The 24362-nt window shown below is 66.1% G+C and carries 27 protein-coding genes; 8 read left to right on the top strand and 19 right to left on the bottom strand.

Features of this window, described 5'->3' with window-relative positions; genetic code table 11:
- Positions 1-4: 4 nt before the first annotated feature.
- A complete protein-coding gene (locus tag UC32_RS12265; RefSeq protein ID WP_045731498.1) occupies positions 5-457 on the bottom strand; it encodes a hypothetical protein in 453 nt (150 codons plus the stop codon).
- A 125-nt stretch (positions 458-582) separates the two neighbouring features.
- Between UC32_RS12265 and UC32_RS12260 the strand changes: the two genes are divergently transcribed.
- Positions 583-825, top strand: coding sequence for a DUF6480 family protein (locus UC32_RS12260; protein ID WP_045731497.1), 243 nt, complete (start codon positions 583-585; stop codon positions 823-825).
- Positions 826-847: 22 nt separating this feature from the next.
- Here the strand turns inward: UC32_RS12260 and UC32_RS12255 are convergent, their stop codons facing one another.
- The 3 genes from UC32_RS12255 to UC32_RS12245 all read right to left on the bottom strand — a co-directional run bounded on the left by UC32_RS12255 (position 848) and on the right by UC32_RS12245 (position 5348).
- Positions 848-1906, bottom strand: a complete 1059-nt coding sequence (locus UC32_RS12255; protein ID WP_235423658.1) for an EAL domain-containing protein — start codon at positions 1904-1906, stop codon at positions 848-850.
- A gap of 164 nt (positions 1907-2070) precedes the next feature.
- Entirely contained in the window at positions 2071-3612 is a 1542-nt protein-coding gene (locus UC32_RS12250; RefSeq protein ID WP_045731496.1) for a putative bifunctional diguanylate cyclase/phosphodiesterase, read from the bottom strand.
- Between the two features lie 20 nt (positions 3613-3632).
- Positions 3633-5348 (bottom strand): sensor histidine kinase, encoded by a 1716-nt coding sequence (locus tag UC32_RS12245; RefSeq protein ID WP_045731495.1) that lies wholly within the window; start codon positions 5346-5348, stop codon positions 3633-3635.
- Positions 5349-5400: 52 nt separating this feature from the next.
- Between UC32_RS12245 and UC32_RS12240 the strand changes: the two genes are divergently transcribed.
- The 5 genes from UC32_RS12240 (at position 5401) to UC32_RS12220 (ending at position 9750) form a co-directional block, all read left to right on the top strand.
- A complete protein-coding gene (locus tag UC32_RS12240) occupies positions 5401-5775 on the top strand; it encodes a SpoIIAA family protein (RefSeq protein WP_045731494.1) in 375 nt (124 codons plus the stop codon).
- Positions 5776-5922: 147 nt separating this feature from the next.
- On the top strand, positions 5923-6738 hold the full coding sequence (locus tag UC32_RS12235) for a class I SAM-dependent methyltransferase (protein WP_045731493.1): 816 nt from the start codon (positions 5923-5925) through the stop codon (positions 6736-6738).
- Between the two features lie 490 nt (positions 6739-7228).
- Positions 7229-7681 carry a hypothetical protein gene (locus UC32_RS12230; RefSeq protein ID WP_045731492.1) on the top strand — a complete coding sequence of 151 codons (453 nt, stop codon included), beginning with the start codon at positions 7229-7231 and terminating at the stop codon, positions 7679-7681.
- Positions 7682-7731: 50 nt separating this feature from the next.
- Positions 7732-8541 carry an SDR family oxidoreductase gene (locus UC32_RS12225; protein WP_045731491.1) on the top strand — a complete coding sequence of 270 codons (810 nt, stop codon included), beginning with the start codon at positions 7732-7734 and terminating at the stop codon, positions 8539-8541.
- An 84-nt stretch (positions 8542-8625) separates the two neighbouring features.
- Positions 8626-9750 carry a glycerate kinase gene (locus UC32_RS12220; protein ID WP_045731490.1) on the top strand — a complete coding sequence of 375 codons (1125 nt, stop codon included), beginning with the start codon at positions 8626-8628 and terminating at the stop codon, positions 9748-9750.
- 11 nt (positions 9751-9761) lie between these two features.
- Here the strand turns inward: UC32_RS12220 and UC32_RS12215 are convergent, their stop codons facing one another.
- Genes UC32_RS12215 through UC32_RS12200 form a run of 4 tightly spaced genes read right to left on the bottom strand, consistent with a single transcriptional unit; the run spans position 9762 to position 12095 of the window.
- Positions 9762-10505 (bottom strand): MBL fold metallo-hydrolase, encoded by a 744-nt coding sequence (locus UC32_RS12215; protein ID WP_045731489.1) that lies wholly within the window; start codon positions 10503-10505, stop codon positions 9762-9764.
- A 5-nt stretch (positions 10506-10510) separates the two neighbouring features.
- A complete protein-coding gene (locus tag UC32_RS12210) occupies positions 10511-10843 on the bottom strand; it encodes a hypothetical protein (RefSeq protein WP_045731488.1) in 333 nt (110 codons plus the stop codon).
- Between the two features lie 43 nt (positions 10844-10886).
- Positions 10887-11549 (bottom strand): DUF6766 family protein, encoded by a 663-nt coding sequence (locus UC32_RS12205; protein WP_045731487.1) that lies wholly within the window; start codon positions 11547-11549, stop codon positions 10887-10889.
- Positions 11550-11582: 33 nt separating this feature from the next.
- A complete protein-coding gene (locus tag UC32_RS12200; RefSeq protein ID WP_045731486.1) occupies positions 11583-12095 on the bottom strand; it encodes a DUF6328 family protein in 513 nt (170 codons plus the stop codon).
- A gap of 211 nt (positions 12096-12306) precedes the next feature.
- Here UC32_RS12200 and UC32_RS12195 point away from each other — a divergent pair, with 211 nt between their 5' ends.
- Both UC32_RS12195 and UC32_RS12190 read left to right on the top strand, forming a co-directional pair.
- A complete protein-coding gene (locus UC32_RS12195) occupies positions 12307-13221 on the top strand; it encodes an SDR family oxidoreductase (RefSeq protein WP_045731485.1) in 915 nt (304 codons plus the stop codon).
- Between the two features lie 43 nt (positions 13222-13264).
- Positions 13265-13621 (top strand): hypothetical protein, encoded by a 357-nt coding sequence (locus tag UC32_RS12190; protein WP_045731484.1) that lies wholly within the window; start codon positions 13265-13267, stop codon positions 13619-13621.
- Positions 13622-13723: 102 nt separating this feature from the next.
- On the opposite strand, the gene UC32_RS12185 is transcribed toward UC32_RS12190, so the two are convergent.
- Genes UC32_RS12185 through UC32_RS12135 form a run of 11 tightly spaced genes read right to left on the bottom strand, consistent with a single transcriptional unit; the run spans position 13724 to position 24309 of the window.
- The gene (locus tag UC32_RS12185) at positions 13724-14191 is read right to left on the bottom strand and encodes a heme-degrading domain-containing protein (RefSeq protein ID WP_045731483.1); all 468 of its coding nucleotides are present in this window, start codon (positions 14189-14191) and stop codon (positions 13724-13726) included.
- A complete protein-coding gene (locus UC32_RS12180) occupies positions 14188-15204 on the bottom strand; it encodes a Gfo/Idh/MocA family protein (protein ID WP_045731482.1) in 1017 nt (338 codons plus the stop codon). Before UC32_RS12180 ends, UC32_RS12185 begins: the two co-directional genes overlap by 4 nt.
- Positions 15205-15208: 4 nt before the next feature.
- A complete protein-coding gene (locus UC32_RS12175; protein WP_045731481.1) occupies positions 15209-16093 on the bottom strand; it encodes a TolB family protein in 885 nt (294 codons plus the stop codon).
- Positions 16090-16962, bottom strand: a complete 873-nt coding sequence (locus UC32_RS12170; RefSeq protein ID WP_045731480.1) for a 3-keto-disaccharide hydrolase — start codon at positions 16960-16962, stop codon at positions 16090-16092. The genes UC32_RS12175 and UC32_RS12170 overlap by 4 nt, the downstream gene beginning before the upstream one ends.
- A gap of 3 nt (positions 16963-16965) precedes the next feature.
- Positions 16966-17967 (bottom strand): sugar phosphate isomerase/epimerase family protein, encoded by a 1002-nt coding sequence (locus tag UC32_RS12165; RefSeq protein WP_045731479.1) that lies wholly within the window; start codon positions 17965-17967, stop codon positions 16966-16968.
- Positions 17968-17969: 2 nt separating this feature from the next.
- A complete protein-coding gene (locus UC32_RS12160; protein WP_045731478.1) occupies positions 17970-19187 on the bottom strand; it encodes a Gfo/Idh/MocA family protein in 1218 nt (405 codons plus the stop codon).
- Positions 19188-19218: 31 nt separating this feature from the next.
- Positions 19219-20340 (bottom strand): Gfo/Idh/MocA family protein, encoded by a 1122-nt coding sequence (locus UC32_RS12155; RefSeq protein ID WP_045731477.1) that lies wholly within the window; start codon positions 20338-20340, stop codon positions 19219-19221.
- On the bottom strand, positions 20337-21083 hold the full coding sequence (locus UC32_RS12150; protein ID WP_045731476.1) for a sugar phosphate isomerase/epimerase family protein: 747 nt from the start codon (positions 21081-21083) through the stop codon (positions 20337-20339). The genes UC32_RS12155 and UC32_RS12150 overlap by 4 nt, the downstream gene beginning before the upstream one ends.
- Positions 21084-21125: 42 nt before the next feature.
- Entirely contained in the window at positions 21126-22016 is an 891-nt protein-coding gene (locus UC32_RS12145) for a carbohydrate ABC transporter permease (RefSeq protein WP_045731475.1), read from the bottom strand.
- Positions 22016-22978, bottom strand: coding sequence for a carbohydrate ABC transporter permease (locus tag UC32_RS12140; protein WP_045731474.1), 963 nt, complete (start codon positions 22976-22978; stop codon positions 22016-22018). The genes UC32_RS12145 and UC32_RS12140 overlap by 1 nt, the downstream gene beginning before the upstream one ends.
- Positions 22979-22989: 11 nt before the next feature.
- Positions 22990-24309, bottom strand: coding sequence for an ABC transporter substrate-binding protein (locus UC32_RS12135; protein ID WP_045731473.1), 1320 nt, complete (start codon positions 24307-24309; stop codon positions 22990-22992).
- Positions 24310-24362: the final 53 nt, after the last annotated feature.

Below are 24362 nucleotides of genomic sequence, written 5' to 3'. Positions count from 1 at the left end.
ACCGCTAACTCCGGCCAGTTGTCGTGGACGGATCCTGGCTTCCCTCAGAGGGATCGGCCCGCAGTTCGTCGGGGTCGCCCTCCGGAAGCCCGCCCGGACCCGCAACCTTGCCGCCCGCGGCGCCAGCCGCTCCCGATGGTGCCGTGGCGTCACCGGCCCGCCCGTCGTCGTCGCTCGCGGTACCCGGCCCGGACTGCTCGCTGTCCGTTCCCCCGGCGTCCCCGCCCAGTGGGCTGTTCGACACGGGAGCCGGCGCCGCGCCGGTCTTGAGCCCGGGTGCCTTTTGCTTTTCCGCTTCCATGGCGTTGGAACCTTCGCTCAGGGAGGAGTGGACCTCCACATCATCGTTGGGGTCCGCAGGGTCAGGAACATCCATCTTTTCCGTGGGGTCCGATGTTCCGGCCAGATCCTCCATCGCGTTCTCTGCTGCCTTGCCAATGCTGTCGCCGATGCCCATGATGACTCCTCGTGTCTTCGCGTGCCGGACGCCCGACCGGCCCTACCTCCAGAATTATCAGCATGCTTACAATTAGTCCAGAGCTGGGGAATCGGACCGCAGCCCGAACGGAAGGACGAAGGACCGTGAGCACCTACCATCCGGAGAATGACCCTGCCAACCCGGACAAACCAGGCAAAGGCACTGATGATGTCGGCGCTGCCCAGGACGACCTGGCGAAGCAGCGCAGCAGGGAAGCCGGGGACTCACCCAATCCCGATCCGACCGACGGGAACATCACCGGGCTCGAGCCCGGCGGCGGAGTGCCGCCCGGGGAAACGCCGCCGGCTGAAGGCCAGATGAGCAGGGACCAGGGCCACTCCGAATAAGTAGTGCCCTGGCGTGCACGGTCTAGGCGGGCTCATTCTCCTGCGGACTGCGCCCGGCGGGCTCGGGCAGGTGGCGGTTGAGGCCGTCAGCGTCCTGGCGGGTGTTCCAGGACGCCCAGTCCTGCGGGCGGACGGAGGGCCTGCCCAGCAAGTATCCCTGCCCGGCGTCGATGCCCAGTTCCGTCAGGACCTTCAACTCGCCTACGGTTTCGATGCCCTCCGCCACCAGGGTGGTGCCGATCTGGTCCGTGAAGTCCACCAGGCAGGTGGTCAGTGCCCGCTGGAGGCCGTCATTGTCCACGTTGCCGAAGACGTCCCGGCCAACTTTGAGGAAGTCCGGCCGCAGGTGCACCATGCGGCTCAGCGCCCCGGCGCCGGAGTGCGTGTCGTCGATGGCGATCCGCAGGCCCTTGTCCCGGAGCGGGTTGATGGCGGCGATGAACTGCGCATACTCCTCGTCCGGGATGGTTTCGGTCAGTTCAAGGACCACCCGGTCGATGGGGAGGTCGATGTGCGCGAACAGCTCCGGCAGCCGCGGGTCCAGGCAGGACGTGGGCGAGATGTTGAGCGAGACGTACAGGTCCGTTGGCAGGTCCCTGGCCGCGGCGGCAGCCGAACCCAGCGCCGAGAACTCAAGGTTTGCGCCGAGACCTACAGCCGCTGCCTCTGCGAACCAGAGTTCGGCGGCGGCGCCGTCATCGCTGACGAACCGTGAGAGCGCCTCCACTCCCACCACGCTCTTGTCCGCCAGTCCGTAGATGGGCTGGAACGCCGTCATCAGCATCTGGTTCTCCAGGAGCGCGCTGATGCGGGACACGCTGCGGATGGCGTCCAGCTGCTCCGCGAACTTCGGTGGCATGGAGTTCGGAGCGATGCGCATCTGCCGCGCGCTCTCGAGTGTCTCTTCGGTGTTGGCGTCGCTGCGCCGGGTCTCGAGCAGGTACTCCAGCAGCGCCCGCTCGGGCACTCCCGGATTCTCGTCGAGGCTGTTGCTGAGGCGCTGGCGGACGGCGGCTCCCGACGGATCGGTGTCCGCCAGGACCGCGGCGATGATTCCCCATGCCTGTACACGAACCGACATTAGCTACGCCCCCAGTTGACGAAGTAATGACCCATTGGCCCATTAATGTTCAATTTCCAGAACGCCTTTAACGTTTAGTGCTGACAACGGCGGTTTCCGCGGTGCCGGAAAACCGTCCCCCGCACGATGATCGTATATCGGGCGGGGTAAAAAAGGCAGTCCTTTCACGGCTGGCGGTGAGCGCTTTCCTGCTGGTCAGCGAGCAATGCGGGGATGTCGTCCGGTGGAACGGGCCTGCTGAAGTAATAGCCCTGTGCGCTCAGGCAGCCAAGTTCGCGCAGAATTTCAGCCTGCTCCGCCGTTTCAACGCCCTCCCACACGGCTTCCAGGCCGCAGGCGCGGACCAGCTGGAGGACGGCGGCCACCAGTGCAGGCTGGCTGGGATCAGTCCCCAGACCCGAGATCAGCGACCGGTCCACCTTCACCCGGTCCACAGGCAGGCGCCTGAGGTAGCTGATGGAGGAGTAGCCGGTGCCGAAATCGTCAATCTCGATGCCCACCCCAAGCCCGCGGAGGCCGGCCAGGGAGTAACGGTCCAGTTCGTTGCCCTTGACGATGGCCACTTCCGTCAGCTCTAGGACCACCTGTTCAGGCTTGACGCCAGTGTCCCGCAGGACGTTCCGGACGTCCTCGATGAACTGCAGGCTTTGCAGGTCCGTGGCGGAAATATTGATCCGGACCGAGAAGCCGCCGTCCACCAGTGAATCGTCGATCCAGGCGCGCAGCTGCTGCACGGCGGTGCGGAGGACCCAGTTGCCCAGCTCCGAAATCAGGCCGGCTTCTTCGGCCAGCGGAATGAACTCGTCCGGCATGATGAACCCCCGGGTGGGGTGGTTCCAGCGGACCAGGGCTTCCACGCCCTCCAACCGGCGGGACACCAGGTCCACCACCGGCTGGTAGTACAGCATCAGGCCATCGTTCCTGATGGCAGCCCGCAGGTCCTCCACCAGCTGGCTCCGCAGCCGGCGGACCAGCAGCAGCCCGGGTTCGAACCGGTGCAGACGGTTCTGCCCTTCGGCCTTCGATGCGTACATGGCCACGTCGGCTTCCATCAGCATCTCTTCCGGGGTCTGGCCCGGCGAGCCGACGCTCAATCCGATGCTGGCCCCGCAGCGCACGCTCTTGCCCGGCAGCTCGATGGGTTCACTGAGCGCCGCCAGGATGCGGTGCCCCACAATGGCCGCCTGGTCCGGTGCTACGGCGGGCATGACGATGGCGAACTCATCCCCGCCCAGCCGGGCCACCACGTCCGTGGCCCGCACGGCGTTCCGTACCCGCTGGCCCACGGTAATGAGGACCTGGTCCCCGGCGGTGTGCCCCATGGAGTCGTTGATGGACTTGAAGGCATCAAGGTCCATCAGGAGGATCACCGGCCCTTCCCCCGATGCCGTGTCAGCATCCAGGGCGGCCCGGAGGGCATCGATCAGCGCGGACCGGTTGGCAAGCCCGGTCAGCGGATCCTGCATGGCCATCTTCTGCATCTTGAGGTGTGCCTCGTGCAGCATCTGGGTGCGGACCTGCACGCGCTGTTCCAGTTCCTCATAAATGATCTGGAGGTCTTCGGCCAGAAGGTTGGTGCCCATGATGATCGCATCGAGCTCATCGCGGGCAGGGGAGACCTCAACCCGTGAGCCCAGGTCACCCGATGCGATCCGGACTATGTGGTCCAGGAGCAGGGTGAGCCGGGGATCGTTATCCGCGAACATCGGATTCTTCCTTCCCCCGCTCAGTTGGACTGGGTGCTGTCTGCATCGAGGGGAAGGCTGACGGTGACAGTGGTCCCCGCACCCAGCGTGGAGGCCACATCGATCGTTCCACCGTGGCGGGCCACGATGTCCTTGGTGATGGCCAGGCCCAGTCCCGTCCCCGGGATGGCGCCGGACATGGCATTGGACGCCCGGTAGAACCGGGTAAAAACATGGTCGATCTCGTCGCTGGAAATGCCGATGCCGTTATCGGCGACCCGGACGGTGGCCCAGCGGCTGCCGTCCGCTGCTGCGTGGGATTCACTGCCCACCTCGATACGTCCGCCGCTGGGGGTGAACTTGATGGCGTTGGAGACCAGGTTGGTGAACACCTGCTGCAGCTGGATTTCGTCGGCCAGGATCTCCGGGTCCTCCGGTACCGGTTCCAACGCGATGGTCACGTTCTGCAGTTTGGCCAGCGGCCGCAGTGCGGAGGCCACCAGGTCCAGGGTCTGGCCCAGGCGGACCGGGGTTAGGTGCATCAGGGTGTCGTCTAGGCCGTTTCGGGAGACGCTCAGCATGTCCTCGATGAGGGTGCGCAGCCGCTCGGTGTTGCGGACCACGATGTCCAGCATTTGGTGGATCTCCGCGGAACCGGGCTGTTCGGTGCTCTCCTGGATCATGTCCAGGTAGGCCATGATGGACGTCAGCGGCGTCCGGAGCTCATGGTTCACCGTGGCCAGGAAGTCTGTCTTCGCCTTGTCCAGCTGTTGCAGCTGCTTCACTACCTGCTGCTGGCTGCTGATCAGGTGGCTCTGGATCAGGCCGTGGGCCGCGTTACCCGCCACGTGCTGGATCAGCCCAAGTTCCGTACGCGACCATTTCCGCGGTTTGTCCAGGGACGCAATCCAGATGATGCCCAATGAGGAGCTTCCCTCGCCCATGGGTACCGCCAGCGTTGATGCCGCGTTGGAGATGCCCGACGCCGGGGCCTCACCGTCCGCCGCCTGCCCGCCGTCGGTGCGGGTCCGGGCGGGCTCGGCGTCGTCCGCATCCGCGGCATCCGTGGACAGCGTCTCCGCCCCGGCCCACAGCAGGTCCGCGGTCCGCCGCGCGGAATCCTCGTCCGGCAGGTCGTCGTCGTCCAAGGGCGCCAACCCGTCGCTGTCCCACGCTGCGGTGATGCGCGGTACGCGGTTGTCCTCGAAGGTTTCCAGCAGGACGTGGTCAGCCTTGAAGGTCCGGCCGAACCCTTCAACCACGCAGCGCGCAATCTCCTGGGGATCGTTGGTGGCGCGCACGGCCGCCGAAACCAGGCGGAGCTGCTCGCGGAGGGCCTCGGCGTCCTGCCGCGATGCCCGGCGGTGTGCCACCTGGTCGATCAGGGCCGTAGTGCGGTGCACAAGCTCGCGCTGCGAGGCTGGCTTGGTGATGCAGTCGTGGATGCCCGGCGGGCGGATGGATGTTTGCCGGGGATCGTCCAGATCGACCATGACCAGCAAGGGTGCCTCGGTCTCCAGGCCTGGCAGCAGCGTGGCGTCCGCGATGATGGCTGCCGGCTCGCCTTCCGCCAGCAGCCCGGCCAGGCTTGCGGCATCGCCCGCTGCGTGCGCCACGTAGCCGGCGCCGCGGAGGGCCGAAGTATTCTGAGCCAGCCTCCCGGCGTCGGGATCCGCGACGACGACGGTGCGGGGCGCGCTCGAAACTTCGGGCGTGTCAGACGCCACAGCCACCCCTTCCCTCCCAGTTGAGTACATTGTAGGGGGACGAGGGGCCCGGGGGCTCCAGAAAGATCGCGGGGAGGACAAAGTGACGCACCAGCCGGCCGACCATGTCAAAGGGGACCTCAGCCTCGATGAGGGCGGAATCCTGCAGCTCCGATGGCCGCGCGGGGCATCGATCAGCGAGGCCGATGCCCAGAGCGCCATGGATCGGGTCAACGAGATGTGCGGGTCCGCCCGGCGTCCGATGCTGGTGGATATGGCCACTACCGAGAAGGTCAGCCGCGGCGCCCGCGCCGTGTTCGGCCGGCCGTGCCAGGCGTCCCGGATTGCCCTCCTGGGCTCATCGCCGGTGGACAAGGTTATGGCCAACTTCGCCCTAGGGGTCAGCAGGCTGCCGTGCCCCACGCGGTTCTTCACGTCCCGGACCGAAGCGATGGCCTGGCTGGCGCGCGACGCCTGACCCATGCACCGGGCCCAGGCTGCGTCCGGCCCGGTGCGTGGCCGCGCCGACACTGCACATCCCGGCGGTTGTAGTTGCTTGAGGACATATATTTGGGGCGTGCCTAACCCCGCAAAACCCGCGAAGACCGGCTGGCGGAAGTACCTGATGCTTCCCCGGCTCATCCGGCTGTCCCGTTCCGCGCCCAAGGACCGGCCGCTCGCCTGGGACCGCTACTGGGCGGGAATTACGGCTACCGGGCCGGGTGGCGAGGTGCTCTGGGACGCCGGAAGCGACCATGAATTCCTTGGCTACCGGGACCTCATCCTCCGTCACCTTGACCCCGCCTTGCCGGTTGTTGACGTGGGTTGCGGCCACGGCAGCTTCACCCGGGCCCTCGCTGCGCATTTTCCCCGGGCCATCGGCGTGGACATCTCGGCGCACGCCGCCGCCCGCGCCGCAGCGGAGCCCGGCAACCCCGGCCACGTCAGCTTTGAGGTCCGCGACATGACGGCGCCCGGGGCAGGTGCCGGACTGGTGGCCGGCCCGGCCAACGTCTTTGTCCGCGGGGTGCTGCACGTGCTGTCTCCGGCAGACCAGGCAGCCCTCGCCGAAAACCTCCGGGTCCTGGCCGGTGGCCGGGGAACGGTGTTCCTGGCGGAAACCAATTTCCAGGGCAACCCCGTGGAGTACGTCACCCACCTGGGTGCCACGCAGCGCAGCATCCCCGCTCCGCTGGAGCGAGCCATCCGCGGCCTGCCGATGCCGGGCCATTTCGGCCCGAAGGAGCGCTCGCGGGCGCTGCCGCCTGCATCCTGGGAGCTGCTGGAGGAAGGGTCCGCCGCCATCGAAACCAACCCGGTCACCGGCGTCGAGGGCCAAAGCCGGGTGCCTGGCTACGTGGCGGCGCTTCGCCCGAGGCGTCCATCCGGGGAGGCCCCGGAGCGTGCCGGGGAAAACACGCCGCTGACAGGCAGCCCCTGAAAGGTCCCGGCGCGGGCGTGCCATCGCTCCGCGGGCAGCTGGCCGTTGTGGATTCCCGCTGAAACCGCGCCGTCCCCTTGACAGCGGGGCTCTGCCGGAGGCTTGATGGTAAGCAGACTTATCACTCAGCTGGGGCTGTTGAGGCCCATGGAAAGGGCGGCCAACGTATGGCAGGGGGAACGCGATGGGCAACAGGTGTCGGAGATGCCGGACAGTACGTTCCTGCGACTGCCGGAAGCACTCTCCACTAGATCCAGCGGCGGTATCACAAGGTTCCGCCCTCCCCGCCTGAAGGGGATTCCCAGTCCCCCGTTATGGCGGGCCATCCTTCATCAACCATGAACCGCGCAGCGCAAGGCAACCACGCCACGGCTGGAAATCCCGGCCCGGGAGGTGCCCCAGCCGCACCCGCATCCCTGCACAGGCGGCACCGGAATACCATTCCGGGCCGGTCCGGCGGCAGTGGATGCAAGACCCACAGGAAAAAACCATGCGAGAACTAATTCCTTCCGGCACCCTTCGCGGGATGCTCCTTCCGCCCACGTACGGCCGGCACATCACCGACGCCACGGCGTTCACCGTCCTGTCCGTCGAGATCTGGGACACCGGCCTGGTGGTCACCATCCAGATGGCTGCCGACGGCGGCCCGCAGCCCCGCATCATCCTCCAGGACCACTTCGGAACCGAGTACACGCTGCAGGACTCCGCCGCCCTGGGGTCCAGGAACCTCCAGGTGTTCACCCCCTCCGTGCCGCCCGGCACCAGGAGCCTGACCATCCGCTCCGCTGACGACGCCGCAGCCCGGCCGGTGGTCACCTTCGCCGTCCCGCTGAGGGCCGTTCCGGACACCCGGGACCAGGCCGGCACTGCGGACGTCTCCGACGCTCCGGGCGGCAGCCACGATGAAGGGTACACGCCGCAGGAACTGCGCAGGCCTGCCTGACAGCATGCCCGCCAGGTGGGACCGCAAACCCCTTACGGAAAGGCCGCCGAATGCAGGACACCAGCCCGTTCAGACCCGCCACCGCCATCGTCACCGGATCAGATTCCGGAATCGGCAAGGCCACTGCGGTGGCCCTGGCCCAGGCAGGGCTGGACATCGGCGTCACTTGGCACTCGGACAAAGCCGGCGCCGAGGGCACGGCCGACGAGGTCCGGGCCCTGGGCCGAAAGGCAGTGGTCCGGCAGCTCGACACTACGGACTTCCAGGGTGCCGCGGCGACCGTCAATGAACTGGCTGACGAACTTGGTGGCGTGGATGTCTTCGTGAACAACGCTGGCGCCGGTGACGGCACCAGGTTCCTTGACCTGGACGTTGACACCTGGATGCGGACGCTGGACGCCAACCTTAACGGCGCGTTTGTGTGCCTGCAGGCGGCCGCCCGGCGCATGGTCAGTGCCAACAGGGGTGGCCGCCTTATCGCCGTCACCAGCGTGCACGAATTCCAGCCGCGCGTCGGCGCCGCCGCCTACGACGCCTCGAAGCACGGGCTGGGCGGCCTGATGAAGACACTGGCCTTGGAGCTCGCCGAGCACGGCATCACCGCCAATTCCGTGGCGCCCGGGGAGATTGCCACCCCCATGACAGGCCAGGATAACGAGGATCCGGCGTCGAAGGACCGGCCCGGGATTCCGCTGGGCCGGCCCGGAGATGCCCGCGAGGTTGCCGCGGTCATCGCCTTCCTTGCCTCGCCTGCTGCCAGTTATGTCAATGCCGCTTCCTGGGCGGTGGATGGCGGCATGCTGCAGATGGGGCCGCAGGCTGGTTCCCATCTGATCGGCCACGAGTGGCGGAAGGGCTGAGCTTACCCACGTGAACGGTGCAGTTATTGTCCGTATGACGGAGCGGGCAAGCGCTTTCCTGAAGGTTGCTGGCATGATGGGCGCATGCGTATTCTGATCGCTCCGGACAAGTTCAAGGGTTCACTCACCGCGGCTGAGGCGGCCGCGGCCATCGCCGAGGGCGCCCTCCGCGTTTACCCGGACGCCGTGGCCACCCAGTTCCCCATTGCCGATGGTGGCGAGGGGACCCTGGAGGCGGCCGTCGCGGCAGGCTATGAGGAGCGGCTCAACGCCGTGGTGGGTCCCATCCTCGCTCCGCTGGGGGCCGCGTGGGCCATCCGCAAGGACGACGCCGGCAAGGTCACCGCAGTGATCGAGACGGCACAGGCCTCCGGCCTGGCAGAGATGGAACCGACGCCGGAAAATGCGCTCCGTGCCCACAGCTACGGCTGCGGCCAGCTCATCGCGGCGGCGCTCGAGGCGGGTGCCACCGAGATCGTGCTCGGCCTGGGAGGTTCGGCCATGAGCGACGGCGGCAGCGGCGCCCTGCGTGCGCTGGGCCTCAAGCCTCTCGACTCAGCCGGCAACGTGGTGCCGCTCGGCGGCGGCTCGCTGGCCGACGTCGTCTCACTCGATGCCACCGGCCTTGATCCCCGGCTGTCCGCCACAACCTTCCGGGTCGCCGTGGATGTCCGCAACCCGCTGTACGGGCCCACCGGCGCCGCACACGTGTTCTCACCCCAAAAAGGTGCGGACGAGGATGCCGTTGAACTGCTCGACGCCGGCCTCCGCAATTGGGCGTCCGTCCTGCGGGAGGCGACAGGCCGGGATGTGAACGTCCCCGGCGCGGGCGCCGCCGGCGGCTTCCCGGCGTCGTTCCTTGCCTTCACCGACGCCACGCTGGAAGGCGGCTTCGCGCTGGTAGCCGGCCTGACCGGCCTGGCAGGCGAACTGGCCGGCGCCGACCTGGTGATTACGGGCGAAGGGTCCATGGATTCCCAGTCGCTGACCGGCAAGGCGCCCATCGCGCTCGCCGATGCTGCCCGCGAACGCGGCATCCCCGTCATTGTGGTGGCCGGGCGGATCCTGGTGAGCCTCGAGGACCTCACCGGGCATGGCGTGGTTGCCGCGGCCCAGCTGCTGGATGTTGCCTCAAGCCCGGAAGACGCCGTCGCGAACGCCGGCAAGTACCTCACCTGGGCAACCAGCCAGGTCCTCGAAGGGGCTTAGTCCGTACGTTTTCAGTGGGCACCCACCTGTAGCGCATGCCTCACAGCGGCTTGTGCCCCATGCGTCCACGGTTCACCATGCCCGGTCAGGACCGTCGTTGCGCCCGTGTCGGCGAGCGCTTCCAGTGACGCCAAGGCCTGGGCCGTGTCCTTGGTGGCGGCGGAAGCCACGATTTGTGGGCCGCTCTTGCCGGTGTATGGATCGAGCGTGACTAAGGCGTCTCCGGCAATGACGGCATCGCGGTCCCCGAAATGCAGGATGCAATGACCGTCAGTGTGGCCAGGTGTGTGGATAGGTGTGGGCCGGCCCGGGACTTGCAGCGGCGCGCCGGTATCCAGCGGGCTGGTGTCCGGAACGCCTTTCACGTTCAGCGCCCCCGCGGCCGCCATCCGTCCCAGCAGCGGCACGGACCGCGGGTGGCCCAGCGGATATAGGAAACGGTTGCGCTGGGGCTTGTACCGGTAGGGGTGCGCGGCGAGGCGGGCGTCCCTACCGTGAACCAGAACCGGCACGTGCCAATCCCGGTGTGCACGCAGGGCGAAACCCACATGGTCGAAGTGGCCGTGGGTCAGCACCAGTGCCCGGACCTGGTCGGGGCTGTGGCCGCACGCGTCGAGGAGTTCCTGCAGCATGGGCCACATGCTCGGAAGTCCAGCGTCCACGAGGGTTACTCCGTCCTCGTCTTCCACCATGTAGCAGTTCACATTGGCATGACTGATCAGGTGGATGCCATCGGCGACGTCACGGGTAATCATCCGAATCAGCCGACGAAGGGCTTGTTGCGGCGCCGGCTCCAGATCAGTACTGCGATCAGTACCACCACCACGATGCCGCCGATGACCCAAGGCGCATAGTTCACGCGGGTGGATTCGCTCTGCGTTGATTCGCCGGTTCCCGGGTTGGCCGGGCCGGTGGATGACGTGTCACCGGGAGAAGGGGTGGGCGTGGTTCCCGCCGGCACGGCGGCTGCGGCGTCCGTTCCGGCCACCGTGGCGGCGGCCGGTGCCGGTGCGGCCGAGGCGGCGCTGGCCGAGAACGCCGGGGCGGCCAACAGCAGCAGGGCCAGCAGGACTGATTTCAGTGCGGTTCTCATATGTTCCTCTCGTAGTGGACAAGCTCAGGACGCGGCGGGAGATTCAGGCGCCGGTTTCGTAGTGCGGTTCGGCGACGGGCTTGGACTCCGGGGAGCCCTTCTCCCGCAGGTAGACGGAGGCGCCCACCAGGACGGCGACGGCCAGGAACTCGCTTTGCCAGTTCTGGAATGACTCGAACCAGAAGCGGCTGGTGCCCAGGTACTGCAGGAAGGTTACTGCAGGCTGGCCATGGCTTTGCTGATCCTCGCTGTACGCTTCCGCGCCGCCCACGCCGTGCATGGTGAACGACGCCAGGAACAGCACGAACAGCAGGATGGACAGCGAATGCTTATAGAACCCGAGTGCTATCCCGCCGCGTTTCACCGGCCAGGGCGTTGCCTTCCTGATGGCGGCGTAGCGTGGGTCCTCGTCCTGCGGCGCCTTCTTGTCCAGGGGTTTCGACTCTGAGGAACCCTTCTGGAAAAGGAAAATGGTCAGGACCACGTACATGGCCATCTGCAGGAACTCTGACTCCCAGTTTTCGAAGGTGGCTTCCACGAATTCCCCGCTGCCCAGGAACTGGAGCACGGTGACGGCCGGTTCCCCATGGGCCTGCTGGTCTTCGCTGTAGGAGGCAGCCCCCGAAAGGATCATGCCTCCGAAGAACGCCAGGAAGAGGGCCAAATTTGCGAGGAGCAGCCCGTGCTCCTTAGCCCATCTGCGCATTTCCTACTCCGTTCCCTAAAACCATTCGGCTGCTTACAGCTTTCGGTCGAGTTTGCCCGCGTCGGCCTTCCGGTTGAGGTGGATGGGGACAAAGACGAGCAGAACCACCATCACCGCCATCAGGGCTCCTCCTGCCGTCAGGCCGGCCTGCCGCCCCGCGGTGACGTCGAAGACCAGCGCGGCGGTCCCGGCGCTGAGGAGGGCGATCCCGCCCAGCGCGATCTTAGTAATGGAGTCCGCGCTGGCGACGAGCGTTTCCTTCAGCCGTTTGCGGAACAGCCGGCGGTGGACGCTGACGGGGAGGAGGATGAAGGCGGTGGTCAGGGCAGCGACAACAACGTTGGCCAGGTAGAGCGTCACCTGGAACCTGTCCAGATCCTCGAACCGCGACTGGAAGGGGAGCGTCAGCAGGAAGCCGGCAAGGATCTGCACCCCGGTCTGCAGTACCCGCAGCTCCTGCAGCAGCTCGGCCCAGTTGCGGTCCATCTGTTCCTCACGGGTTTCGTTCCGCCCGGTCCTGCCGGTGTAATCCTCCACCCCTGACATTGCTGCGTCCTCCAATCCCGGCCAGCCCCCTTGTTCCCTTCCTACTCTTTACCTACCCAGAAACAAGGCAACGTTGCGCCAACCCCAGTATTTGATAAGTTTACTGATTATTGGTTCTGAGCGGTGGACTTGGTTCCTTCGTGGGGGATAGCTTCGAAGAGCCGGTATACCGGCAAAGCTCTTCGGAAACCGACAACTGAGTAGGCGGACTATGAGCGGCACTGACAAGCAGGAAACAGGCAAGCAGACAGACCAGCCCAAGGATCCGCGGGGCGGCTACCATTCGGGGCCGTTCCCTGAACAGGAACAGAAGCAGCCCGGCCTGACCGCGCCCATGGATCCGAAACCGGACCATGGCGAAGCGTCCTATGAGGGCAACGGAAAGCTTGAAGGCAAGGCAGCCCTGATCACCGGCGGCGACTCCGGAATCGGCAAAGCCGCGGCCATCGCCTTCGCCCGCGAGGGGGCCGACGTCGCCATCTCCTACCTTCCGGAAGAGGAAGACGACGCCCAGGACACCGCGGAATGGATCCGCAAGGCGGGGCGCCGCGCCCTGCTGTTCCCCGGCGACGGACGGGAGGAGGAGTTCAGCACGCGGATCGCGGACGAGGCCGCCAGCGAATTTGGCCGCCTGGACGTGGTGGTGCTGAACGCGGCCTACCAAAAGAACCGGGACAGCCTTGAGTCCCTGCCCACCGAAGAGTTCGACAGGGTTTTCAAGACCAACCTGTACTCACTGCTCTGGACGGCGCGGGCGGCCGTTCCACACCTGAAGGCGGGCGCCTCCATCATCACCACGGCCTCGATCCAGGCGTTCAACCCGTCGCCGGGCCTGATCGACTACGCCATGACCAAGGCCGCCCAGGTGGCCTTCACCAAGGCGCTGGCGCAGGAGCTGGGGCCCAAGGGAATCCGGGTCAACGCCGTTGCGCCCGGCCCCATCTGGACGCCGCTGATCCCGGCCACCGAATGGCCGGACAAGCTTCCTTCCTTCGGGCAGGACACGCCCCTGGAGCGCGCCGGGCAACCGGCCGAACTGGCAGCGGCCTACGTGCTGCTCGCTTCCGAAGACGGCTCCTACATTTCCGGGGCTGTGCTTCCGGTGACCGGGGGCAAGGGCCTCTAGCCCGCTTCATACCGAATCAACCGCAACGCAATCAGGAGGAACCATGACGCAGGACAACCAGCACGCTGCACCCGAGACCGACCCGGGCGGCTACGGCACTCCAACCGCTGAGCAGGAAATGGGCGGGCAGGACCAGCAGGCCACCCAGGGTTCGCAGGGCGGCCAGGGCGCTGACACCAACGAACCGCAGTCCGACGGCGGGGAGCAGGTGGCGCGCGACGTCGACCTCCCCTCCAGCGCCGCCGAAATCGACGAGAACAACGACGACTCCAAGGGGTCCGCACCCACCTCCTCTGAGCCGGGCCAGGAAGCCGCGGGCGTCCCGGACGGCAGCGGCAACGACCTTCCGCAGGAAAAGTCGCCGAAGGATGACGGCGGCGAAGAGTTCAACGCCGGCTAACAGCACCGCTTCAGTACAAGGGCCCCGCGGCCGCACCGTCCCGGTGCAGCCGCGGGGCCCTTTACCTGCCCGGCTTGTTGGCGCCGTTCAGCAATCGCCGTTCTACGCCAACGTTTGAAGGTAGTTCCTGATCCCGTCTGCTACCAGTTGGTGGTCTTCGTCGGAAGTGAGGCCGGAGGCGGTGATGGCGCCGATGACTCCGGCGCCCTGGACGCGGATGGGGAAGGAGCCGCCGGCCAGCGTGTAGTCCTCGGGAGCGAGCCAGCCGCCCTGGGTGGGGTCGTAATCGCTGAATTGTTCGGTGAGGTAGGCGGTGCTGTGTTCGAAGCGCAGCACTGAGTTGGATTTCCGCCGGATCCATTCCTGCTGGTCGGACGTGACGCCCGGGAGGACGCAGCGGAACAGCACGATGTTGTGCCGGCGGATATCGATGGCCACGCCGTGGTTTTCGGCGATGGCGTGGTTGGCGATGAGGGAGCCCAGGCGCCAGGCGTCGTGCTGGCTGAAGCTGGGGAAGACCAGTTCTTCCTCTTGCCGGCGCAGTTCGAGCAGGCGGGCTGATTCGCTCATGCGCTTTCCCTGTCGGCCTCGTAGCTCAGGCCGATGTGCTTCCGAATCTGGTCCATCGCGGCCATGACGGCCACGGTCTCGCCGGGCGGGAGGACGGTCCCTGCGGTGGCGCCCTCGCGGACCAGGCGTTCGAGTTCGGCTGCCTGGTACTGCATTCCGCGGCTGGTTACGGACTGCTCGTACCGCTCAACAACACTGCCATCGACGGCGTGGACCGTGAACGGCACAGGGTTGTACCAGGTGTGCTCGATGTCGATCCAGCCCTTGGTGCCGAGCACCATGGCCCGGTTGGCGCTGGCCGCGTCGAGTTCGCAGTCCACCAAAGCCTGCGCACCGCCGTCGTATTCGAAGATCGCCGCGGTCTGGCGGTCCACGCCCGTGGCCGTCATTGAGGCGCTGGCCGTGATGCGGGCCGGGGTGCCCAGGATGTCGAACGCGAAGGAGACCGGGTAGATCCCCAGGTCCAGGAGGGCGCCGCCGCCCAGGGCGGGGTCGTTCAGACGGTGCGCAGGGTCCTGCGGCAGGCTCTGGTTGTGGCTGGCCACCACCTTGCGGACCTCTCCGATGGCCCCGTCGGCGATGAGCTCCCGGATCCGGATCATGTGCGGCAGGAACCTGGTCCACATGGCCTCCAGGGCCACCAGCCCCTTGGATTCGGCCAGGTCCACAATGTCCTGCGCTTCCCGGGCGTTCATGGTGAACGACTTCTCAACCAGCACGTGCTTGCCGGCATTCAAGGCCAGCAGGGCGTTGGCGTGGTGCATGGGGTGCGGCGTAGCAATGTAGACCACGTCCACCAGCGGGTCTGCCACCAGATCCTCGTAGCTGCTGTGGGCAGTAGCTATGCCGTGCTGTTCGGCGAAGGCCTTGCTCGAGTCCACGGAGCGTGAGCCGACGGCCTGCACGGTAAAGCCGTTGTCGTTCAGGTCCTGCGTCTGCAGCCCGGCGATAAAGCCGGTGCCAAGGATTCCCCAACGGATTGTTCCGTCCGAGGTGCCATTGCTGAGGGTCACGTAGTTAGTCCTTTGTTGAGTCAGGAAGCGGGTAGGCCACGAACGCGATATGCCCAGAGTCCGGGGACCAGCTGTTGACGTTGAGGGTACCTTGGCCGCCGAACAGCGGCCACGTTTGCAGCGGAGTGGTCCAGTCCGCGGTCGAAACGAGGACGACGGCGACCGGCAAGTCAGCGGGATGGCCCTGGGTTCCGCGGGGGAAACGGATGTACGACGCCAGGCGGCCGTCGGGGGAGAGATGGGGGAACCAGTCGACCGAATCGGAGGCCAGAAGCTGCTCGAAACCGGTCCCATCGCTCCGGATCCGCGCCAGTTGGGCATGCCCGGGCGCTGTGCTGAACGATTCCGTGTTCAGGTACAGCCACTTCCCGTCGGGTGAATATTCCGGGCCGTCGCAGTGCCCGGGACCGACGTCAACGCTGGCGGCAGCACCGCCGTCGGACGCTATGGTCATCAGGCGGCCGGGCCGGGTAAAGTCCCCAGCCTCGATGCTGACATAGGCCAGTTCCCGGCCGTCCGGGCTGACGCCGTGGAGGAAGTGGAAAGCGCCATCCTCCCCGGTGATGCGCGTGGCTGCTCCGCCGGCCAGGGATGCCCGGTAGATGTGGCCGTCATTGGCCGAGAGGAAGATGCCGGTGCCGTCGGGAGCCAGCACATGGTCGTTGTTCAGGTCCGGGACCCCGGTGAGCGGAACTTCCACGGGATGGCCGCCGGCCACGTTCAGCGTCCACAGCTTTCCGTCGCCGTTGAGGACAAGCGCTGCACCGTCCAGGGTCCAGTTCGGAGCCTCAAACAAGACGTCGTCACTGCTGTAGAGCAGCTCGGCTTCCCCGGTCACGGACGCGATCCATACTTCGCTGCGCTGGCCGGGTTGCAGGGTTCTGTTCACAACTGCCCCCGGTCGAGTTCTTTGATGCGGATGTTCCGCCAGCGGCACTGCGCGCCCTTGCCCCAGCGCGCTTCGCCGAACATGGAGTCGTTGTCGTGCACTTCAAGGGCGATGTGGCCGCGGGGGCCAAGGACCTCCAGCACATCCGAAGGGTTGTAGTTGGGTGAGTCGAGGGTGGCGGTGTCCAGCTCGGCGATCTTGACGCCGTTGATCCACGTGGTGATCACCGGCAGCGCGCCCAAACAGCGGACGCGCAGTTCGTTCCAGCCGTCCCAGTGCCACGCCTTGAGGAAATCCCCGACGTCGGCGGCGTGAGTGAGGCGGGCACGCTTCTCCTCTGTGACGGGTTCCACCGAGGTGGCGGGGTCATCGGCAACCAGCCCGGCCGGGCGGCCATCGGCGTCAACGGCAACGTCCACGGCGAACGGAACGGCCGAGAAACTCGCCAGCCCGTTGCCGAAGAAACCGCCGATCCCGCCGGACGGCCGGTGGTCTACCAGCACCTGGAAGCCCTCCCAGCTGTCCGGACGCCGGCGAAGCATCACTCCCGTGTCGGCCGGCCAGTCCGGGCGCATCTCCAGCACCAGCTCAAAATCCCCGTACGCCTGCTCGGTCACCAGGTAGCCGCCGTAGCCACTGCCGGGCGTATCTTGCTCACCGACCAGGACACCGTCCTCGGCGAACCAGCGGGCAGGGTGCTTTTCTGGATCGACCGGCGGGGTCAGGCCCAGGGCTTCGAAACGTTCCAGGAGCGGCGGGCCGCCCGGATACTCAGTGCCGTACACGCGCGGGACTGAGTACCAACCGGCCAGGGTCGACCCGTCGAACAGCGGGACGAAACCGTCGTGCTTCGGTTCTGACTCTGCCACGCGTCAGTCCTTGCTGCTGAAGGCGGCGTCGAAGCTGGTTTGGGAGGCGGGGAAGTCGAACTTTTTGAGGGCTGCGAGGGCTTCGGGGGCGCCGTGGAGGCGGTCCATGCCGGCGTCTTCCCATTCGACGCTGATGGGTCCGTTGTAGCCGATGGCTGCCAGCGCCCGGAAGGACGCTTCCCAGGGCACGTCGCCGCGGCCGGCGGAGACGAAGTCCCAGCCACGGCGCGGGTCGCCCCAGGCCAGGTGGGAGCCCAGGACGGTGTTCCGGCCGGTCTGGCGGACCTTGGTGTCTTTGCAGTCCACGTGGTAGATGCGGTCCTTGAAGTCCCAGATGAAGGAGACCGGATCCATGCCCTGCCACATCATGTGCGAGGGGTCCCAGTTCAGGCCGAACGCTTCGCGGTGTCCGATCGCTTCGAGGGTGCGCTGGGTGGTCCAGTAGTCGTAGGCGATCTCACTGGGGTGGACTTCGTGGGCGAAGCGGACGCCGTTCTCGTCGAAGACGTCCAGGATGGGGTTCCAGCGGTCGGCGAAGTCCTGGTAGCCGGCGTCGATGACCTTTTCGGGGACGGGCGGGAACATGGCGACGTACTGCCAGATGGAGGAGCCGGTGAACCCGACGACGGTGTCCACGCCCAGTGCGCGGGCGAGCCGGGCGGTGTGCTTGAGTTCCTCGGCGGCACGTTGGCGGACGCCTTCGGGCTCCCCGTCGCCCCAGACTCTGGAGCCGACGATCGCTTCGTGGCGGAAGTCGATGGGGTCATCGCACACGGCCTGGCCCTTGAGGTGGTTGGAAATGGCCCAGACCTTGAGGTTGTACTTGTCCAGGAGTTCGAGCTTGGATTCGACGTAGCCCGGTTCGTCCACGCGCCAGGCGTCCAGGTGGTCTCCGGAGACGGCGATTTCCAGGCCGTCGTAGCCCCAGCCGGAGGCAAGCTTGGCGACTTCCTCGAGGGGAAGGTCGGCCCATTGGCCGGTGAACAGGGTAAACGGGCGGGGCATGGTCAGGCTCCTTCGGTGGCGGCGGGGCTGGTTGCCGGGGCGGCGCCCGACAGTTGGATCAGGGCGCTCTTCGCGGCGGCGGATTCCTCCACGGCATTGAGGATGTACTGCACGTTCAGGCCTTCCTCGAACGACGGCGAGGGCGGGGTTTGGTCCCGGACGGCAAGCAGGAAGTCCCGCACCTGGTGGGTGAAGGTATGTTCCCAGCCGATGATGTGGCCTTGGGGCCACCACGCTTCCAGGTAGGGGTGGTCCGGTTCGTTGACGAGGATCCGGCGGAATCCCTGCTCCCGGACCGGGGCGGTGGCGTCAAGGAAGCCGAGCTCGTTGAGGTTTTCGAGGTCGAACAGGATGGTGCCCCGGTCGCCGTAGATCTCGAGCTTGAGGCTGTTTTTCTGGCCCGTCGCCACCCTGGAGACCTCCACCGAGGCGATGGCCCCGGAGGCGAGGGACAGCGTGGCCCAGGCGGCGTCGTCGACCGTGACGTCTTCCAGCCCGACTCCGCCGGACTTGCTGCCGGGGCGCTGCGGAACGAACGTGTGGAGCCTGCCGGTGACCTCGGTGACCTGGTCGCCCAGGAGGTAGAGGACCTGATCGATGGCGTGGGAGGCGATGTCGCCCAGGGCGCCGGACCCGGCGGTTTCCTTCCGGAGCCGCCAGGTCATGGGGGACTGGCTGTCGGCGAGCCAGTCCTGGAGGTAGGCGGCGCGGACGTGCCGGACGGTGCCGAGCCGGCCTTCGGCGATGAGTTCTTTGGCCAGTGCCAGGGCCGGGACGCGGCGGTAGTTGAAGCCGATCATGGACTGCACACCCCTGGCACGTGCCTTGGCGGCGGCGGCGGTCATGAGTTCGGCTTCCGCGAGGGTGTTGGCGAGGGGCTTTTCGACCAGTACGTGCTTGCCCGCTTCGAGCGCTGCGACGGCGATCTCGGCGTGCATCCAGCCGGGGGCGCAGATGTCGATGATGTGGATGTCGTCCCGGTTGATGACTTCACGCCAGTCAGTGGCGAACTCGGCCCAGCCGTACTTGGTGGCGGCCTCGGCCACGGCGGTTGCGTCCCGGCCCACGAGCACTTTCTGCTCGAAGGCCGGGACGTCGAAGAAACTGGCCACGTTCCGCCACGCATTCGAGTGGGCCTTCCCCATGAAGGCGTAACCGATGGCGGCCACCCCCAGGGACGGGGGAGACGGGGTTGCGGTTGGGTGTGCGGGAGTGGTCATGGCGTGTTCCTGCTGCTTCCTGGTGGCTGAGCTAGAGAGTTGCGGTTTCCGGGGCCCAGTCCTCGGGGAGGGCTGTGGAAACCGGAGCTGAGCTTTCGACGTTCACGAAGGTTCCGGAGTCGATGGATTCGGAGATTGAGACCATGCTGTCCAGCACGTGGTACGCGAGGTCGCCGGTGGCGCGGTGGGGCGCGCCGGCGCGGATGGCGCGGGCCATGTCCAGGGCGCCCATACCGCGGCCGTTGGCAGGGCCGGTGGCCGGGATGGTGGTCCAGTCCTCGTCGCCGGCGCGCCAGAGCTTGATGTCGCCGGTGAAGTAGTTGGGGTCCGGCAGGGAGATGGTGGCTTCCGTGCCAGTGATCTCCACGAAACCCATCCGGGCGCGGGGGGATTCGAAGGAAAAGACGCTGTGTGAAGAGGCGCCGGATTCGAACTGCGCCATCGCTGAGACGTGGGTGGGAACCTCAACGGTGAATTCCTCGCCGGCCTTGGGTCCGGAGCCGATGACGCGGACCTCTTTGGCTTTGGATCCGACGGCGGCCACCTTGCGGATGGAGCCGAAGGCCTGGACCAGGGTGGTGAGGTAGTACGGGCCCATGTCGAACAAGGGGCCGGCACCGTGCTGGAAGAGGAAAGCGGGGTTGGGGTGCCAGGATTCCGGGCCGGGGGTCTGGAAGGTAGTCATGGCGGTCAGCGGGGTGCCGATGTCGCCGCGCTGGATGAGCCGAAGCGCGGTTTGGATCCCGGCGCCCAGGAACGTGTCCGGGGCGGTTCCGAGGCGGATACCTGCGGCGTCGGCGGCCTTGAGCAGGCCAAGCCCTGATTCGCGGTCCAGGCTGAACGGCTTTTCGGTCCAGACGTGCTTGCCGGCGTTCACCGCCGCGGTGGCCACCTCCACGTGGGCGGCGGGGATGGTGAGGTTGACGATGATTTCGACGTCGGGGTGGTTCAGTGCTTTGTCCGGGCCGCCCCATTCGGGGATGCCGTATTCCTTGGCGCGGGCTTCGGCCGCATCTTCGAAGAGGTCGGCGATGACGAGGACTTTCAGGTCGGGGAAGACCGTCAGGTTGTCCAGGTACTGCTTGGAGATGTTGCCCGCGCCGATGACTGCAACGCCGACCGGCCCCTTGTGGGTGGATGGTGCGAAACTCATGCTTTGGCTCCTTCTGCTGCGGCGTTCAGGTACGCGAGGCTTTGGCTGATGCCGTCGAAGATGTCCCCTGAGTAGTCGTCGAATTCCACCACACCAACTTCGAGGGACTTTGCCGCGGCGATCACGTCCAGGACGGGGACCTTGCCTTGCCCGGCGGGCTGCTGGGCTTTGGTGTCCGTGGTCAGGTTGCCGTCCTTGATGTGGATGAACTTCACCCGGTCACCGAGTTTGGTGAGGATGTCCACGGGGTCCTGGCCGCCCACGGCCACCCAGTAGGTGTCCACTTCAAGGACCAGTTCCGGATCCAGCAGGGACTCGAAGTACTCCAGCGCGGTGCGTCCCTCGATGCTGGACTGCAGTTCCCAGGCGTGGTTGTGGTACCCGACGGTGATGCCGTATTCGGCGCCTTTCTTCGCTGCGGCGTTGAGTTTGGCGGCGGTGGCCTGGATGGTTTCGGCGTCCTGCCAGTGCTCCGCCGGGAGGTAAGGATCGATCACCGTGGAGATGCCCAGTTCCTTGGCCGCGGCGAAGATCTCATCCTGGTCCTGGGACAGCAGCGGCGCATGGCCGGAGGGTGCGGTGAGCCCGTTCTCCTTCAGGGCCGCGCCGAGCTCCTCTGCCGTGGCCACGAAGTTGTACGGCTCAACCTGCGTGAAGCCGATCTCCGCGACCTTCCTGATGGTGCCGGGCAGGTCCTCAGCGATGGCGTTGCGCAGGGTGTAGAGCTGGAGCGAATAAGACATGGGTTTCCTATCAGGTGTCGTGTGGCTAGGTTATGGGGCAGGCTAGCGGCCGGCGAGGGATCCGCCGATGCCGCCCACGCTGAAGTACTTGTTCAGGGTGGCGAAGACGATGATGGGCGGGAGCATCATGATCACGGCGAGGGCCATGACTCCGGACCAGTCGGTGTTGTTCTGTTGGAAGAAGGACTGCACGCCCATGGGGAGGGTGAAGATTTCGTTGGAGCGCAGGAACACGATGGCTACCAGGTAGTCGTTCCAGGCCAGGAGGAAGGCAAAGATTGCGGTGGACAGGATTCCCGGGAGGGAGTTGCGGAGCACCACTTTGGTGAAGGAGCCGAAGACTGAGCAGCCGTCGATCCAGGACGCTTCCTCGAGGCTGATGGGGATGGAGTCGAAGTAGGCGGCCATCATCCAGGTGGCCACGGTCATGGTTGACCCAACGTAAATGATCGTCAGGCCCATGAGGTTATCCACCAGGCCCATGGCGGCGAACAGGATGAACAGCGGAACCACGGAAGTGATGATGGGCAGGGACTGCATGACGAACAGAAGCAGGGAGTAGCCGGAGACTGCCCTGGAACGGCCCCGGGACAGGACGTACCCGGCGGGGGCAGCCACAGCGACGGACACGAACACCGTGGCGAGCGTGGTGATCAGGCTGTTCTGCAGCCAGGTGCCGGCGAGGGTCTTGGAGAAGATGCCGGTGATGTTCTCCAGGGTAAGGCCGGTGGCAGTGCTGTTCGGGGCCGGCGTGAGCGCCAGGACCACCGTGACCATGATCGGAACCAGCACAATGGCGGTGATGACCAGGATCAGGACGAAACGCCACCAGCGTCCGCGCATGCCTGCTTCGGAGAGAACCTTGCGTGGTTTGCCCTCGTCGACTCCAAGTACGGGGCCGGATTCTGGGTGGGCGTGGAGTACTGCGCTCATTATTCTACGCTCGACTTTCGGATCTGGCGGTACAGGATGACCGAGACGACCACCAACGTGATGGTCATGAGGAAGGCGATGGCGACGCCGGGGCCGGTGGCGAAGTCCTGGAAGACGGTGCGGTACGCCAGGACCACCAAGGATGTGGTGGCGTCAACGGGTCCGCCGCCGGTGAGCAGGTAGATGGTGGGGAAGTCGTTGACACAGAAGATGGTCATCAGGATCCAGCTGATGTACGTGGAACGGGCGATCAGCGGCAGGGTGATCTGGGTGAACTGCTGGAACCGGGATGCTCCGTCCATGCTCGCTGCTTCGTAGACAGTGCTGTCCACGGAGGCCAGGGCTGCGGAGATCATCATCATCATGAAAGGAAAGGAAACCCAGACCTTAAAGATCATGACCGTGACGGCAGCGAGCGTGGGGTCGGCCAGGAACAGCGGCGTGCCCAGGCCGAGGTTTCGGAATATGGAGGGAATGAGGCTGTCCGGGGTGGCCACCAGCCAGTTCCAGGCGGTCGAGGAGACCACGATCGGCACCACCCAGGGCAGGAGCAGGAGGACCTTGAATGTCCCGCCGGCGGGGATCTTGGTCCGCAGCAGGAGAGCCAGCCCCAGTCCGACGGCCCAGGATCCGAAGACGCCCACAATGGTGAACCAAAGGGTGAACTGGGCGGCTTTCCAGAACGCCGGCGAGGAGAGGACCTGCTGGAAGTTTTCGATGCCTACGAAGTTTCCGGTGGCGATCAGGTTGCCGTCGTGGGTGGCCTGGATCCCGGCCTGAAAGAGCGGGTACCCGTGGATCAGGACCAGCAGGATCACGGACGGGAGCAGGAGCCAGAAGAAAGTCCTGGAGGTCTGCGCCGAAAGCTTGCTCTTCCGGTTCAGTGACCCGCCCCCGGCCCCGCCGGGAGCAAGTCCCTTGCGGGCCCGGGCCAGGCCGGACTGCGCTGTAGTGGAGGACATGGTGCCGGCGCCTACTTCTTGAGGACGGACTTGAGCCCGGTGTCGAAGGCCGTCAATGCAGACTTTGCATCGGTCTTGCCGGTGAGTACGGTCTGGGTGAACTGGTTCAGGGCCTGGCCGCCGTCGAGGGCTGCGAGGTTGGCGCTGAGGGCTGTGCCCTGGGAGGCGAAGGTCTTGGCGATCGGCACGTATTCGTTGACGATCTTCACGTTGTTGGGATCGGCCGTGAACTCGGGCATTTCGGTAATCGACTTGAAGACCGGGAGCGCGTTCATGAGCTTCTGCTGCCACAGTTCCTTGAGCTTGCCCAGGTAGTACACCACGAACTCTTCCGAGGCTTCCTGCGACGGGGTGTTGGTGTACATCATGATGTTGTTCGGGAAGATCAGGGCCGCCTTGTCACCGTGCGGACCGGCGATGGGGCTTGCCACTACGATGTCTCCGGAGGTGTCACCCACGCGCTCGGGAACGCCCAGGGTCAGCATGCCGTAAGCGGCCTTGCCGTCCTTCCACTGCGCATTGAGGTTATCGGTGGTGTAGCTGACTGCCGCGGGATCGATGACGCCGTTGGAGACCAGTTCCAGCAGGAATTCGACGGCTTCGACGTTGCGGTCGTTGAGGACATCGAGTTCACCGTCCTTGGTGAACACACCGCCGCCGTTGTTGAGCATCATCATGATCATCAGGTGGTTGCCGATGTTGTTGCCCGCACCGGAACCTGTGGCGAAGCCGACGGCGCCGATGCCCTTGAGCTTCTTGCCCGCCTCGAGCAGGGATGCCCAGTCGGTGGGAACTCCCACGCCGGCTTTCTCGAACAGGGACTTGCGGTACCAGAGCGGGCGGATGTCCAGCTGCCACGGAACGGCGACGTAGCCCTTGGATGTCTTGAACGGCTCAACCACTCCGGGAAGGAAGTCATCGAACTGGCCGTTGGACTTCAACTTCTCGATGACCTTGTCCGCGTAGGCAATCTGGCCCTGCTCCTCGAACTGGAAGGCCTGGAAGCCGCCGCCGGTGGACACTGCCGGGCCGGTCTTCGAGGCGATGGCCGAGGAGAACGTCTGGTAGAAGTTGTTCCACTGGATGATCTGGTACGTCGCCTTGCTGTTCGCCCCCGAGAAGCCTTCAGCGATCTTCTTGGCAGCGTCGTTATAGGCCGGGGCGGCCCACGGCATGTCCCAGAACTTGATGGCGCCGCCGGCGCCGCCTCCTCCCTGGCTTGCCGATCCTCCGCCGCAGGCCGCCAGGAGGGGCACGGATGCAGCTGCTGCTGTCAGGCCCAGGAAGCCCCTGCGGGAGAAGGAACGGCTCTGGTGGGTGTTTGCGTTCATGGTGTGTCCTTTCGGGACCGCCGCGCGCTGCGTTGTGGTGCGGTCCTGCTCAT

The organism is Pseudarthrobacter chlorophenolicus (genome assembly GCF_000962805.1).
GTDB classification, from domain to species: Bacteria; Actinomycetota; Actinomycetes; order Actinomycetales; family Micrococcaceae; genus Arthrobacter; species Arthrobacter chlorophenolicus_A.
Note: the sequence above shows the minus strand (reverse complement) of the source record. Positions and strands in the feature narration are given on the sequence as shown.